16 protein-coding genes are annotated in these 15,182 nt (G+C 37.1%); 2 read left to right on the top strand and 14 right to left on the bottom strand.

Going from position 1 to position 15,182, the window contains the following annotated elements:
* Positions 1–16: 16 nt before the first annotated feature.
* From RV15_RS01925 to yycF, 4 genes are read right to left on the bottom strand one after another with little or no spacing between them, the layout of a single operon-like run.
* Positions 17–898 carry a two-component system regulatory protein YycI gene (locus RV15_RS01925; RefSeq protein ID WP_071876376.1) on the bottom strand — a complete coding sequence of 294 codons (882 nt, stop codon included), beginning with the start codon at positions 896–898 and terminating at the stop codon, positions 17–19.
* The gene (locus RV15_RS01920; RefSeq protein WP_071876375.1) at positions 898–2,205 is read right to left on the bottom strand and encodes a YycH family regulatory protein; all 1,308 of its coding nucleotides are present in this window, start codon (positions 2,203–2,205) and stop codon (positions 898–900) included. The genes RV15_RS01925 and RV15_RS01920 overlap by 1 nt, the downstream gene beginning before the upstream one ends.
* On the bottom strand, positions 2,202–4,031 hold the full coding sequence (walK, locus tag RV15_RS01915) for a cell wall metabolism sensor histidine kinase WalK (protein ID WP_071876374.1): 1,830 nt from the start codon (positions 4,029–4,031) through the stop codon (positions 2,202–2,204). The genes RV15_RS01920 and walK overlap by 4 nt, the downstream gene beginning before the upstream one ends.
* A 6-nt stretch (positions 4,032–4,037) precedes the next feature.
* Positions 4,038–4,742, bottom strand: a complete 705-nt coding sequence (yycF, locus tag RV15_RS01910) for a response regulator YycF (RefSeq protein ID WP_025870939.1) — start codon at positions 4,740–4,742, stop codon at positions 4,038–4,040.
* Positions 4,743–4,927: 185 nt separating this feature from the next.
* Between yycF and RV15_RS01905 the strand changes: the two genes are divergently transcribed.
* Complete coding sequence (locus RV15_RS01905; RefSeq protein ID WP_071876373.1) at positions 4,928–5,887, top strand: S66 family peptidase; 960 nt, start codon at positions 4,928–4,930, stop codon at positions 5,885–5,887.
* A gap of 23 nt (positions 5,888–5,910) precedes the next feature.
* Here RV15_RS01905 and RV15_RS01900 read toward each other — a convergent pair whose 3' ends face one another.
* A complete protein-coding gene (locus RV15_RS01900) occupies positions 5,911–6,306 on the bottom strand; it encodes a MerR family transcriptional regulator (RefSeq protein ID WP_071876372.1) in 396 nt (131 codons plus the stop codon).
* A gap of 346 nt (positions 6,307–6,652) precedes the next feature.
* Here RV15_RS01900 and RV15_RS01895 point away from each other — a divergent pair, with 346 nt between their 5' ends.
* Entirely contained in the window at positions 6,653–7,420 is a 768-nt protein-coding gene (locus RV15_RS01895; protein ID WP_071876371.1) for an SDR family NAD(P)-dependent oxidoreductase, read from the top strand.
* A 59-nt stretch (positions 7,421–7,479) separates the two neighbouring features.
* On the opposite strand, the gene RV15_RS01890 is transcribed toward RV15_RS01895, so the two are convergent.
* The 9 genes from RV15_RS01890 to RV15_RS01850 form a co-directional block, all read right to left on the bottom strand.
* Positions 7,480–8,145: an MIP family channel protein gene (locus RV15_RS01890; protein WP_071876370.1), complete on the bottom strand. Its 666-nt coding sequence runs from the start codon at positions 8,143–8,145 to the stop codon at positions 7,480–7,482.
* Positions 8,146–8,342: 197 nt separating this feature from the next.
* The gene (locus tag RV15_RS01885; protein ID WP_071876369.1) at positions 8,343–9,200 is read right to left on the bottom strand and encodes a DegV family protein; all 858 of its coding nucleotides are present in this window, start codon (positions 9,198–9,200) and stop codon (positions 8,343–8,345) included.
* The gene (locus tag RV15_RS01880) at positions 9,193–9,762 is read right to left on the bottom strand and encodes a DUF1836 domain-containing protein (protein WP_071876368.1); all 570 of its coding nucleotides are present in this window, start codon (positions 9,760–9,762) and stop codon (positions 9,193–9,195) included. The genes RV15_RS01885 and RV15_RS01880 overlap by 8 nt, the downstream gene beginning before the upstream one ends.
* A 146-nt stretch (positions 9,763–9,908) precedes the next feature.
* Entirely contained in the window at positions 9,909–10,541 is a 633-nt protein-coding gene (locus tag RV15_RS01875) for a MarR family winged helix-turn-helix transcriptional regulator (RefSeq protein ID WP_071876367.1), read from the bottom strand.
* Between the two features lie 384 nt (positions 10,542–10,925).
* Entirely contained in the window at positions 10,926–11,354 is a 429-nt protein-coding gene (locus RV15_RS01870; RefSeq protein WP_071876366.1) for a YjdF family protein, read from the bottom strand.
* Between the two features lie 228 nt (positions 11,355–11,582).
* A complete protein-coding gene (locus RV15_RS01865; RefSeq protein WP_071876365.1) occupies positions 11,583–12,224 on the bottom strand; it encodes a TIGR01906 family membrane protein in 642 nt (213 codons plus the stop codon).
* Between the two features lies 1 nt (position 12,225).
* Positions 12,226–12,996, bottom strand: a complete 771-nt coding sequence (locus RV15_RS01860) for a TIGR01457 family HAD-type hydrolase (RefSeq protein WP_071876364.1) — start codon at positions 12,994–12,996, stop codon at positions 12,226–12,228.
* 6 nt (positions 12,997–13,002) lie between these two features.
* Positions 13,003–13,662 carry a YutD family protein gene (locus tag RV15_RS01855; RefSeq protein WP_071876363.1) on the bottom strand — a complete coding sequence of 220 codons (660 nt, stop codon included), beginning with the start codon at positions 13,660–13,662 and terminating at the stop codon, positions 13,003–13,005.
* Between the two features lie 34 nt (positions 13,663–13,696).
* On the bottom strand, positions 13,697–15,076 hold the full coding sequence (locus tag RV15_RS01850) for a bifunctional metallophosphatase/5'-nucleotidase (RefSeq protein ID WP_071876362.1): 1,380 nt from the start codon (positions 15,074–15,076) through the stop codon (positions 13,697–13,699).
* Between the last annotated feature and the right edge of the window lie 106 nt (positions 15,077–15,182).

Genomic DNA, 15,182 nt, shown 5'->3' with positions numbered 1-15,182 from the left:
TATTATACATCCAACACTACTGATTTTCCACCTTTGGCACAGTATTGTTTGTAATAATCGTATTGCTCATGGCATTGACTTGTTCAATCTGCAAGTTGCTTCCACTTGCCTTGATCCCGACAAACCAGACTGGTACGTAGACATTTTTTTCACGGATTTTATAGATTCTCGTATAAGCCAACTCCATAAATGAGATCTTTGCATTACTTGGAATCTTATTATTTATATACAGTGTTTCGATTGCATCACGTTCAGAGAATAAATCCATCTTATCTCGTAACTCTTCGATCGCTTGTATATGTGTTTGGGTATACTTATAAATTTTGTGAATACCGTCAGACTCATCTGATTTTTCTAATTTTAATGAAATTTGGGCTGTATCATCTTTAAAAGGAATATCTTTGTACCCTTGAGAAACAATCACCTCTGGAAATTCTCCATCTAAACTGGAAAAATCAGGTAAATAACGATATTGATCGCCAAACAATACACTATCTTTATCATTTAAAAAAGCTTCTAATGATTTTCCAACATTTTTTTCATCAATAAAATAACTGGTTTGAGCAGAGTTCATCTGCGGATAAACAGTGACAGAATTATCGATCAATTCGCTACTATTTTTAAAAAAATTCCGGTCTCTCGTTTCCCGCTCATGTTGAATAGCATCATAAAAATTCGTTTGCTCCCCACTTAGATAGTAGCCTTCTTTTTTCTCGCTGGAAAGAGTTCCTTTGTACTTGATACCATCTTTAGCCAAGCGCTTTTCAATGCTATCAGTCTGATCAGAAAAAGAGACATTATTCTCTTCTTTTAACCCTTCCTGATAAATACCAAATAGAAATAAATTCAAGCCCAGAAACGCTAAGAAAAAAATCCACTCAATTCGTTTGAAATCCATTATTCCACCTCCATATTCGCCAATTGCTCCAGTAATTCACGTTCTGGATACCATTTGTCATCGTAGCGAATATACCATTCGGGGGTCAGATCGACAACTTGAGTTATTTCTTCAATTTTATGCCAGGTGTAACCAATGACAGTTGAACTGATTTTATCTGGATCAGCACCATTTAAAGTCAACTGCTCCAGCAAGTTTTCAGTACTTTCTAGAACAACTTCCTCCTCAGAAGGAATCGGGACTTGAATCGTATCCACACTTGTTTCGATCATAACACTGGATTTTTCAGCTTTGTCATTGCCAATCGTCACTCGTACTTGACCTTTGTCATTTTCACTAAAAACGGGAAAACCCTCTACAAATGTTCGATAATTAATTTCAGCATTGGTTCGATCAAAATAACGAATGTTCCCCATGCTTGTCCCTAGCTTCTTTATATAATTAAAGCTGTCAGAATAAATAGTATCTTTCGCATTTCTAGCTTCTAGATTTCCGTTAAAATGGATCGTGCCTAGTTGTTCATCTGCCGTCAAACGCTCGCTACCACTAGTATAAGACAAATCGTTACTATCTTCATTCGTTTGAATATCATCAGTATTGGTGAAAAAGGCACTCCGAAATTTAGTCACAGGCTGAGAAGCTAAAATGTAACTATATTTTTTCATTTTTAAATCTTCAGACAGATAGTAATGTTTGCCCGCTATCGCCTGCTGTTCTAAAATTTGATTGTATTGTACACCAACCTTGTTCATTAAATTTAACACTTTATCACTATCAATCGTGATCGGGGCTTCATAAATATCTTTGCGGTTAAAATCCAAGAAACGAATCTTATTTTGCGCTAAATCAATTTGGATACAAGTAAAGAAAATTTCATCTTCGCTAAACTCGGCCAATTTAAGGTCTAAGTCATAGACAGAAACATATTCACTTAGCAAAAAAGGCCCTTCATAAAGCAATTCTAGCCCTTGATCCATCGATAGATATTTTTCGAATTGCTGCGAGTCACCACGAGTGATTTGAGTTAGTTTTCCATATGTGCTGTGCTTGATTTCATTTTGAATATTCGTGATCAAATTTTCACTATTATTCATTTCTGATTTGCCATCTTGCATACGAATCAAACGCAACGGTAAAAAAACATCCGTATCGAGCCGTTCATTAACGACCGTTGCTGCAAGTTGGGCCTCATTTTTGATCGGTTGTTCTTTTTTAGAGGAGCTGAGCCAGATACTGACTGAAAAATATATACTAAGCAGGACTAAGAAAATCAAACCAATCCTTACAACTTTTTCTGCTATTTTCATTCCCACCAATCCTCCTCATAAGGTTCATAAGGCAAGGATATATAAAAGGTAGAACCTTGACCTTCCTGACTCTCCACCCAAATTGCACCATTGTGCGCCTTGATTACTTCTCTTGAGATCGCTAATCCAAGCCCTGTACCTCCTTGTTCGCGTGCACGTGCTTTATCTACTCGATAGAAACGTTCAAATACTTTATTGACATCTTTTTTAGGAATACCGAGACCTTGATCCGTTACACTAAAGATAACATTGTTATGGGTTTCAAGCAGGCGACAGGTGATTTCTCCACCGTCAGGAGAATATTTGATTGCATTGTTTAAAATGTTATCTAAGACTTGAATTATTTTATCTGTATCCAATTCTACCCATAAATCACGTTTTGTGAATTCACGATGAATCGAATAGTTTTTATCGTTTGCTTCAACCATCATATCAAAACGATCTAAAACAAAATTGATCAATTCATTAAAATTAACGTATTCCAGCTGTAATTCGCCATTACCAGAATCCATTCTTGAAAGATTCAACAAATCATTGATCATCCGAATCATCCGATCGGTTTCTTCTAAAGTAACTTTCAAGAAATTAGGTGCGATTTCAGGATTTTCCCAAGCGCCTTCACTTAGCGCTTCAATGTAACTTCTCATACTGGTTAGAGGCGTCCGTAGCTCATGAGACACATTGGAAACAAATTCTCTGCGTTCACGCTCATTTTTCTCTTGCTCCGTTACATCATGAAGCACACAAACAAGTCCCGTAATAAAGCCAGATTCTCGACGAATCATCGCAAAGTCAACCCGAATGATCATTTGATCATCTTCCATTGTAGATAAGGAACGGTCGATCAAAATTTCTTCTGGCTCTTCCAACAGTTTCCGTAAAGTATAATCTGTTTCTATATCCAACAATTCCAGTAAAGAAGAACCAATCACGTCTTCATCTTTCACATTTAATAAAGACAGGGCCATTTCATTGATTGTAATCACTTTACCTCGGCGATCAGTGGCAATAACCCCATCTGTCATATGAGCCAGTACGCTATCTAAACGATTGCGCTCTGCTTCCATCGTCTCTTGGGCTTCTTCGATCCGTTCAGAAAGTTGATTGAATGTTTCTGCCAGCTGACCTAACTCATCTTTTCCATAGACTTGGACTTTTCCAGTGTAATCGCCTTTGGCAATCCGCAGCGCTTGTTCTCGCATTTCACCGATTGGTTGTGTGATCGAGCGGGCAATCAAAAGAGTCACGATAATCGAAATTGCTCCCGCTATAATTGAAGCTGTAAAGAAAATCCGAGCCGTATCTGTAATTTCCTTGTACTTGCCTTCGATATTACTTTTAACATAAAGAACCCCGATGACTGTGTCGCCAGTCGGGGATTGGATAGGCTGAACATTGATGTATACTCGTCTATCATTATCCATTGCTGGATATTTTTTCACGCTAAAATCATCCAGATCACGATAATCATTTTTCTTTCCAACAGTTCCTTGTCGATTTAAATCGCTCGTTGCTCTCACAATTCCTTTATCATCAACGACACGAGCTTCCAGCGTTTCAGAAGCTGAGAAATCACTTAATGTTTTTTTCAGATTCGCATCGATCTCGGTACGATCTCGATTTTTTTCACCTAACTTTGCACTTAATGTACTTGCTAGTTGGGTTACCTGCAAATCAACATTCTTTTTATAATCATTGATCGTTGTCGATTCCAGTTCACGAATAAAGTAGCCTCCGATAATTTGGATCGCAATCAACAATAATAAAATAAATGATAAGGCAATCTTAAAATTGACCGATTGAAAAAAGTGAACTTTTTTCTTCATAAATCACTACTCCTGTTCAGGGTTTCGAAGATAATAACCGACACCACGACGCGTCACTAAATACGTTGGATGACTTGGGCTGTCTTCGATCTTCTCTCTTAAACGGCGAACTGTCACATCTACAGTTCGAACGTCGCCAAAATAATCATACCCCCAAACCGTTTGCAGTAAATGTTCACGAGTCATGACCTGGCCAAGATGCTTAGCTAGGTAATACAATAATTCAAACTCACGATGAGTCAGTTCGATTTTGCTTCCTCGTTTTGAGACCATATACGCATCTGGATGAATCGTCAAATCTCCAATCGTTAATTCAGACTGAGTTGTTGATTCCGCTTCTTTGGCATTGGTTGCACCGCGGCGTAGATTCGCTTTTACTCTAGCCACAAGCTCTCGATTAGAAAATGGTTTTGTGACATAATCATCTGCTCCTAGTTCAAGACCTAAGACTTTATCAATTTCAGAATCTTTTGCGGTGACCATAATAATCGGCATGTCATACGTTTTACGAACTTCTCTGGCTACTTCCAGACCATCCATTTTCGGCAGCATCAGGTCAAGGATAATCAAATCTGGTTCTACTTCTTTGACCTTTTCAACAGCTTCTTCACCATCGTATGCCGTGAAAACTTCGTATCCTTCTTTAGTAAGGTTGTATTTCACAATCTCCGAAATCGGTTTTTCATCATCTACAACTAATATTTTTTTCATATAAGAGGCACCTCTTTTTTCTTTTGTCTTTTAATTGTCTAAGCATATTCTCTATCATTATACCTTATTTTGTCCACTGTTTCATCTTTGACAAGGCAGTCGTTACTCTTTCTTATCTACATCTTGCAAAAATAAAGGTTTTCTGACTATAATTAGGAATAAGTTTTTTTGAAGGAAGCGATAAAATGAAAGCACCACGATTACATGCTGGGGATGAAATTCGAGTCATTGCCCCGTCCAATAGTTTTTCTCGTTTAAGTGATTACGGCATTCAATCAGCTGAGAAAAGATTGAAGGATCTAGGCTTCAAAGTCACGTTCTCTGAACATACAAACGAACAAGATGTCCTTGGCTCTTCTTCGATTATGAGCCGAGTTAAAGATTTACATGAAGCTTTTTCTGACGAAAATGTAAAAGGGATTTTAACTGCAATCGGCGGATTCAACAGTAACGAATTACTGCCTTATCTTGATTTTGAGTTGATCAAACGGCATCCTAAAATTTTTTGTGGCTATAGCGACATCACGGCTTTATGCAATGCTATCACGACAAAAACCAAGTTACTTACTTATGTTGGTCCGCATTTTTCAAGTTTTCAAATGGATGAACTTCAGGCTTATCAGACACAAGCATTTTTACAGGCAACCACAGCAGAAGCGGCTTTTGTAGTATCTGCTTCTAAATCTTGGAGTCAGGATGAATGGTATTTACCTGAACCTACACGTACACTGCATACCAATGAATGGAAAGTCTATAATCAAGCACTCCCTGTTACTGGCATTTGCTATGGCGGCAATTTAAGTACCTTTCAGCTACTTTTTGGCACCCGCTTTTTACCGAACTTAGAACAGGCAATTTTATTTGTGGAAACTTCCGAAGAAGATGATTACCACGATTTTGCCCGCGGTCTGGCCGCTTTACTGCAGGTTGTCAAGCATCCGAAAGCGCTGCTGATTGGGCGTTTCCCTAAAGAAACCGAAATGACAGAAGAACGACTTTTAGCTATTTTATCAAAATATCCTCTATTACGAGAAATTCCAGTGATTTATGATATGAATTTTGGCCATACTCAACCTATTTTTACCATTCCAATCGGAGATAAAGCAACAGTCGATACGTCACAAAAAACGATTACCTTTTTTTAAAATGAATAATCCCCAAATGCCATTCATTGCTTATTGAATGCTGCAGTTGAGGATTTTTTGTTGTACTCTTTTTCAAGCTGATCATATAGCGTAATTTTATCATCTAACAATTCAAGATGTCCTTTGACCTTTTCATATTCAGCTAGAATTTTTTGACGATGGTTCAATAATAAATTTTTACGCTTTGTGAGTGTTGCATCACCGATTTTTCTCAAGTGGGTATATTGTTTGATTTCTTTTAAAGAAATCCCTGTATTTTTGAGCTTTATCACAAAATTGGCCCAATCAAGATCCTCTTTCTGATACACTCGGTAGTTATGTTCATCTCTTAAGGGCTCGATTAAGCCTTCTTTTTCATAATACCTCAACGTATGTTCACTAATCCCGATTTTTTTTGCAAATTCACTGATTGTATACATTTTTCTCACACCCTTTTAAATTTTCTCTTGCTTTAGAGTCGACTCTAAACCGTATACTTCGATTGTACCACTCAGTTTACTTTTTAGCATTATCTTGTTTTATGAGCTAGATTGGCACAGCATATCTTATTTAGCGTTGAAACACCATAAAGAAAACGAACTGATTTTGCAAGGTAACAGGTGAGGCGAAGTGGACCGTTATCACCATATATTATCTAGCTTCAAGAGCTAGCCTCTCGGTAAAAAGATAAAAAATGAATGAGACAAAGAACGTCACAGTCATTTTTTCCTATTTTCCAGTCGAGACTGACCGAGCTCTTTCAGCTTTTAAATTAGGAGGAATATTATGAAGTACACCGTAATCACAGGCGCAAGTTCAGGAATTGGTTTAGAAGCAGCGAAAGCATTTGCCAAACTAGGAAAAAATTTGATTCTAATTGCACGAAGGAAAGATCGACTTGATCATTTGAAGGAGGAAATTTTATCGGACTATCCGACCCTTGAGATCGTGAATAAAACTGTCGACCTAGCTCAAAATGAAAATGTGTTTGATTTGTATCATGATTTAAAGATTTATGACATCGAAACATGGGTCAATAATGCTGGTTTTGGCTACTATCATGCAGTGGCTGATCAGGATTTAGAAAAGGTTAGTCAAATGTTGCATTTGAATATCGAAGCCCTAACTTTACTATCCTCTCTTTATGTCACAGATTATAAGAACAAAGAAAATACCCAGTTAATTAACGTTTCTTCTGCTGGCGGATACAAAAATGTTCCGAATGCTGCGACGTATTGTGCAACAAAATTTTATGTAAGTGCCTTTACTGAGGCGATTGCCTTGGAGCTTGAGGCCAAAGGTTCTCCTCTTAAAGCAAAAGTTTTAGCTCCAGCTGCTACTGAAACAGAATTTGCTCAAGTTGCTAATGGTTCAAACTCTTATGACTACACTAAAGGTTTTACAACCTTTCACACCGCAAAAGAGATGGCTCAATTTCTCATAGAACTTTATCAAAGTCAAGAAGTCGTTGGTCTTGTTGATCGTAATACATTTACGTTTGATTTGTCTGGCCCACTTTTTGATCATTACCAAACTGGAATTAAAAATATGTAATGAGCTCATATAAAAAAAGATGCCTGATAGAATGACTCTATCAAGCATCTTTTATCGTTTTACTCTTCAGTATCAAGTAAATATTTGCTAACTAAAGCTGCAAGTACGCCACCGATCAGCGGCGCTACGATAAATACCCAAACTTGAGATAATGCTTCTCCTCCTGCAAAAATTGCTGGCCCTAAGCTTCTAGCTGGGTTGACAGATGTACCAGTTAGCGGAATTCCCACTAAGTGGATCATCGTTAAGGTCAAACCAATCACGATTCCTGCAAGTTTCGCATTGCCTTTTTTCGCACTTGTGACAGTCATGATCACCAAAACAAAAATAAATGTTAAAATAATTTCCACAGTTAATGCACCAAATGCGCTAAAGTCACCAAAACCATTTTGACCTAGGTTCGTTGTTTCTCTTCCTGATGCATTTAAAATTGACAGCAGAGCTAAAGAAGCAATCAAACCACCAATGATTTGACCCACGATATAATAAATCAAATCCATTGTTGAGATTCGTTTATTGACCCACATTCCCAATGAAACTGCTGGGTTTAAATGAGCTCCAGAGATCGTACCAATGCTATATGCTGCCGCAATGATCGTCAAACCAAAGGCCAAAGCGATACCAGTTGTACCAATACCGTCCATCCCGCCTCCTAAAACAGCTGTCGCTGTACCAAAGAAAACTAAGATAAATGTGCCAAGACATTCTGCAATTGCTTTTTTCATAGATTTCCCTCCCTTCACTTTTATTCTTAAATAGATTATCACATTCATGAAAATTTTCGTGATAATTTCAACTAAAATTGAGAGAAATTTCAATGAGTAATATCTCAATATGATTGATATGTATAATCATATGAGGAAACTTAAAAAAATACCAACAAAAAGCATCTGATTAAATGCTCCTTTGTTGGTATTTGACATCAATCTAACAGTTGGATTCCGATCCCTAAAAGACCAGGTCCTGTATGGACAACTAAAGCTGGGCTGATCGTACCAAAGTAAATTTTTTCTGCTTGAGGAAACTGTTCCTTCAGCTTTTCGTAAAAACTTTCTGCCTCTTCTACCGCTTGACCTTGGGCAACTGCTAACACAAATTTCTTATGATCCCCAACAAAAGCTTTTACTAATTCAAAGGTTTTATCTAAGCTTTTTTTTCTGCCGCGCGCTTTAGCAACGGTATGATAAACACCTTCACCATTACAAGAAATGATCGGATTTAGTTTTAACGCATTTCCTAAAATTGAAGCAACTAAACCGATTCGACCACCTTTTTGTAAATATTCTAGCGTTGCAACATTAAAAAAGACTTTAGCGTTGGCTACATTATTCGTTAATTTCGTTTTGATTTCGTTCCACGCAAAACCTGCTTCAAGTAATTTAGCTGCTTCAATTGCTTGAAGACCACTGCCTATTCCGATATTTTTTGTATCTAAAACAAATGTTTCTAATCCTTCAAATTCTTCTGCAATCAAACGAACCACATTAAAGGTTCCACTCAATCCGCTTGAAATCGTCACAGCCAATACTTTTTCATAGCCATCTGCTTTAATTTTTTCGAAAATTTTTGTGATTGTTTCTCCATCTGGCAATGATGTACTCGGAATTTCTACAGCTAAACGCTTATAAACTTCTTCTGGCGTGATATCTACTTTATCGGTATAAATACGGTCTTTATAAATAATTTGCAGCGGAATCATATACATTCCATATTGTTCAACTAATTCTTGCGGCACATCCGTCCCCGAATCCACTAATAATGCAATTTTTTCTTTATTCATCCACTTGTTCTCCATCTTCTTCTAAGTTTTTTTGTGCTAATTCAATGACCTTTTCAGTAAATAATTTGGTGGCAAATGATAACGTCGCACCTTTTACAATTAAAAATTCCACTGGTATTGATTGATCAAAAGCTGCAACTGGTTCATTTCCTAAAGCTTGAGCCACAACGACTGATAGGGCTGCTTCTTGCTCCTCGCAAAAAAGATTATACGCTTCACGAATACCAACCGCTGCACCTTGATACAGAATACCTTGTTTGATTTCCGGTATAGTTAGAACTTGCTTTAATAGCGTAATTGCTATTAAGAAAGCTAAATGCTTTTGGTTGTAACGTTTTTTATTTGGTGCTGGAATCAGTCCTAATTTCACATAATTATTGACCATCGATGAGGTTAGCAAGGTATGTTTTTCCTTTAAAATAACTGGTGACAAGTATCGTTCAACAAGTGTGATTACTTGATCCATATACAATTCTAATTCGGGTAATTCATGCCAACGCGGCAAGTGGACGTCCACTAGTTCTTTTCCCCAAACTGCTAAAGAGGATTTTATTTCATTCACAAGATCCCTCCTTCTATTTACTAAAACATTTTAACATTATTTTAAAAAACATTCAATCTAGTTTTTAAAACCAGATTGAAATTAGTAATAAAAAACAAGCTTTCCCATTTAAGAAAGCTTGTTTTAGCTTATTTAATCACCGTTTATTAAAAATCATTAAACCCATCATCGTCTTCAGTAGTCCGTTTGAACGAATCAAAGCCAAATTTTCCTCTTTTCGGAAAATCAGGCGATCCAAACATGTCACGAGGATCAAAGTCTGGGTCCATTTTGCCAGGACCTCCACCAAAACCACGGCCGAATCCTCCATGTTTGCCACGCATATGAGAACCTCTAAAGTCACGCTCTTCTTCAGGGATTTCAGCTTCAAGCGCTTCGAGTAATTTACCCATGATGATTTTGAATGATTCTTGTTCTGATTCTGATAAAGCATCAAAAATCGTTGCTTCTTCTTGCTTACTATTATCAGCTGCAGCCATTCCAGCTTCCGTTAAACGGATCACCATCACTCGGCGGTCACTTTCAAGTGGTTCTCGGCTGATATAACCATTTTTCTCCAATTTACCTAATAGCTCACCTAAAGATTGGGGACGCATATCTAACAAGTAAGATAACTCTTTTTGAGTTGTTTCAGGTTTCAGTTTTAACAAATTTAAAACTCTGCCTTGCCCTCTATGCGGATTACCGAAAGGTCCATATTCTCTGCGACGTTTCATAAAATATCTTTGCATCATTACTTGCAAATTTAGAAACTGTTCCATCAATGTTTGTTCTTCCATAATAGATTCCTCCATAATATATAATATAAATCAGGTACCTGTTCTATATTATAAAGGTACCTGCATTAAATGTCAACCCACTAATATTATATCAAATTTCCACTTAAATAATTATTAAAAAGCTACCTGTATAATAAAAATAGTAATCAAAACCCTTACAATACAAAACCAATTTTTGATTATAGGTTCTCACAAACTTTAACTATTGATACCGCATTCCTATAATTCTTTGATGAAGACCAAGAGATTTCGTTACTTTTTGTCAGCTGCAATTAGCCCGATTTGGATGATCATTTGATTTAACAAAAAAACTCGTACGAACCCATCACTTAAGAATGGACTTCATACGAGCACTTAAGACAGCACTAACAGTTAATTTAAAGCTTAATGACCTCTTTTTTTCTGAAGTTTTTTTTCTTGCTTTAACAAAAACTGCTCTCTTTTCATCTGCTCTTTTCGTTCTTTAGAATTCTTCCTTTTGATCAGCTTAAATTGTTCTTGAGCTTCTTTCATGGATTGCTGCGCTGCAGTAGATAAAATGGGTTGCTTTTTTTGTCTATTAATTTCGCGCTGCATTTTCTTAGGATTCATTTTTTTCTCTTTTTTGATGCTGATTTGATTAGAAGATTTTTTCAACTTTTGATCATTAAGATAGATCATATGATCTATTTGATTTACGATGAACGCTTCAACTTCTGACGTTTTAGGTTCTACACCAAATAGATATTTACAAGCTCGGTAATCTTCTTCTACGCCTTCGTATTCAATCAAACCATACCAATAACTACCATCGAAATAAATCGTTAACTTCATGACGATGCCCTCCTTTTAATTAATACAGGAAATGGACAACCCGGAGGGGCAGGATACTAATATGAATTGCTTCATATTTATGGACTACCAACCATAATGTGATTTTATTCCTATAATCATTTTAACTTAAATTTTGACGTTAGTAAATATTTATAGACTATAGCACCAAATAAAAAAGCCACTAGAATCAGCTTCATTGAGACAGTTTCCAGTGACTTAAAATATGTTTTATACTTTTTTCAACTCTCGCTTTCCAGCAACAATTCCGATAAAGAAGAACAGTTCCAGCAAGACAAAAAACAAAATAAAGCTATGCATAAAATATTCTTCTGGTAAGACATTGATGATTGGATCCGCAGCCGGATCAAATAACCAGTCATCATTATTAAAAAATACGCCATGAAATGCCACAAAAAATTGATCGAATCCAATAGCCATTAAAGCGCCCAAAAATACTGGTATAATCATTCCCCATTGAAAGGGACGAATCAAACGCCATACGCGTTTTTCCTTGATCAAACGGAAAATAAAAAAACCGCTTGGAATCACCGTCACAAGTAATACACCATAACAAAGTAAAAACAGGCGTTTTACTTCATAAAAATGAAATGCACCACTTTTAGAGGATGGAAAATCAGATAATTTTAACGTGTCAATAAATGGGTTATTTAAATAAGCCATCAACTGATCAAAGTTTTTTAGCAATGTAGGCTTGTCCATCTCTACATAGTCTAAAATATTTAATGAATCGATATCCCAAACATATAACAGACGAAAGTTAATGGTAATCGCAATACTTAAAGAAATAATAGTTAAAATCAAACACACGATTCCAGCTCGTTCACGCCAAATCCAACTTTTTTCTTTCATATCAAAAAGTCCATTCATCTAAAGAATCGACAATATATGTAGGCTGTTTAGGTAAAGTCGGAACGGCCGATTTCGCTGTAAATCCGGATAAAACAAGTAAGCTATCAATCCCATTTTGAAGACCAGACTGAATATCTGTTTCATAATTATCACCAACCATGATTACTTCGTCTTTATTCAATTGCATGACTTTTAGTGCTTCATTCATGATGATTGCATTTGGTTTTCCGATCATGATTGGATCTGTCTGCGTCGCTGTTTGCACCAAAGCAATAAATGAACCTGCTCCTGGCAACAAGCCTCGTTCTGTTGGGATGCTCTTATCTGGATTTGTGCCAATAAAAGTTGCACCCTTTCTAATACAAAGCGCAGCTGTGGCAAATTTTTCATAGTTAATATCAGTATCTAGTCCGACGATAACAAAATCTGGTGTCTCTTCATCCCACTCGAAGCCAGCAGCTAAAATCAAATCAACCAGCCCCGATTCACCAATCACGTAGACCTTGTTTCCTTTGCCTTGCTCTTTCATGTAATCAATTGTCGCAAGGCTTGCTGTATAAACAGTCTTCGCTGAAACGTGGATATCAAATTCCTGAGCGAGTCGATCAGCAACCGCTGCTGGTGTTTTCGTTGTATTATTGGTCACAAATAGAAATGGTAGCTTTCGTTCCTCCAGTTGCTCAACAAAACGTTTTCCTGCTGGAATCACTTCCTTACCTAAATAAATCGTACCGTCTAAATCAATTAAATATCCTTGATAGTGTTTCTTCACAGCTTGTTACTCCTCACGTTGACGAATTGTAAATGAGCGTTTGCTAGCATCAGTTACTTGTTTACCAATGATTGGTTTTTTTGATTCATTTTCTTTACGATTCTTGATCACTGGCTTCGTTTTATTAGTATTGACAGGCACTCGTTTTTCTTCCGTATGTGCTTGATTCTGATGAATTGGTTTTTTATTTGGTTTCTTGCGGCGTGCTTGTTGTTTTTCACGTTTTCCGCCGACACGCTCGATTACGAAATAAGCACAACCAAAATTGCAGTATTCATATAGATAGTCTTCTAGCGTATCGATTCTTTGTTCAGGTGCAGCTTTACGATTGCTTTCATTGAAAAAGCCTTTTAAGCGGAGCTGATCATAGCCCCAGTCCCCAACGATATAATCATATCTGGATAAGACATCGCTAAAACGTTCGCCTAAACGCTCTGCATCAAAAGCCTCCCGATGGTTTTTCACCAACAGATATTGCCGTTCGCCGATCGTCACATGGATATCATCAATCAGTGTGACAACCTCGCCTTTTTTCTTTTCTTTGACAGGTTCTTCTTTTATCTCTTCAAGAACCGTTGTGATCTCTTCTGTTAAGGTCGTAGCCGATTCTTGTTTATGTTTGATTGGTTTATTTGATTTATATGGTTTCTTTACTTTTTCTGTCATTTCTTCACCGCCTAGATTTTATTATACCTTGTTTTTATAGGATTGGGTAGTGCTCGTTCAAGTAGTTGGCTAAAACAGTTCGGATGAATTCTGGAAAAAGAAACTCTACCTCCCCAGCTAATTCGATCGTCGGGAAAAACGGGATGAACATAAAGTGATCGACTGTTGTAAAGGTGTAAGTTCGTTTTAGCTCAACGGGCTGGCTTTTCCATAATACTTGCCTTTTTTGTTTGTCATAAGCTAACCCGTCATAATACAGCTCACCAAAAACTTTACCGCGAAATCCCATTCCTGTAATTGGAAACTTCCGTAAATAGTGCCGATTTTTTTCCATTTCTCTGACCATTCGGATCAGTTCAGAACCCGTCAACGTCACACGAATCAAATGCATTGGATGAGGCAATGTCTCATGTAGTTGATCTTCGTTTACGATTCCTTTTGGAATATCAGATAAGAATAAGCCATTGTTTAAAATAGCGACCTCCGTTTGACCTTTTTCCTTTAAGGCTTTTAATGTTGTTACGATCAATGGTTGTTCTGCATTCAAATCGATCAGTAAAGGCTTAGTGATTTGAGCAACTTTTTTTGCTTGCAACAATTCATGACCTAAAGCCAGATAGTCAGCACTTTCTCTTTGATCTGTCGCAAGTGCTGGAAGCTCAGCTGTCGGAATGGCTTTGGCCTCACTATGGATAATTTGATGATGATCAATGGTTAAGTGAACTTCGCCAATATAGTAGCCGAATTTACCAGCAGCGGACAGCTGTGTACGATTGATCTTTTCACCATGCTTGAATAAATGATGTGTATGTGAGCCAAGTAAGACATCAATTTCGGGATAGCTATTGGCTATCTTTATATCTTCGTCAATCCCTAAATGGCTCATTAAGATTAAACTGTCACATTTAGGCTGAACTTCCCTGATTAGTAATGGCAAAGTCTCATTTATTGACTGAATATCCCAGCCATTAGGCTCATAGGTTAAAGGAAAAGGTGCCGTTAATGCAATCAGACCGATGTTAGTATTTTCCTTGGTTTCGATGATTTTATAGGGCTTTGCCCAAATCGGCGCCTTTCTCGTCTTTAAATCAACTAAATTTCCCAGTAAAACATCAAAGTTTCCATTGTCATATAAGTGGTTCAGCTGCTCTTTAGAATTTCCAACCCCTTCATTATTTCCGATTGTGGCTGCATCATAGCCTATTTCATTCATCAGCTCAATATTCGCTTGACCATCAGTTGCTTCTGTCAACGGATGCCAGCGATCAATAAAATCACCTAAGTCGAGTGTTAAAACCGTTTTCCCTGATTGTTCATAGGCTCTTTTTTGGCTGAGGAGATATCTTCTTATTTTGGGCCAATTTTCTAAATGTGAATGTAAATCATTCGTGTGAAAGATGACAATCTCTTCCATTCTGTCGCCCCCGATTTCAGTATATAAAAATATAGTACCATACTTGCCGAAGAAATAAATACTAGTTCCCTTCAATAAAACAATCGCAACAACTCTTTTTACTCAT

The organism is Enterococcus silesiacus (assembly GCF_001886225.1).
Lineage (GTDB): Bacteria > Bacillota > Bacilli > Lactobacillales > Enterococcaceae > Enterococcus_L > Enterococcus_L silesiacus.
The sequence above is the reverse complement of the archived record's forward strand: the minus strand, read 5'-3'. Positions and strand labels throughout refer to the sequence as shown.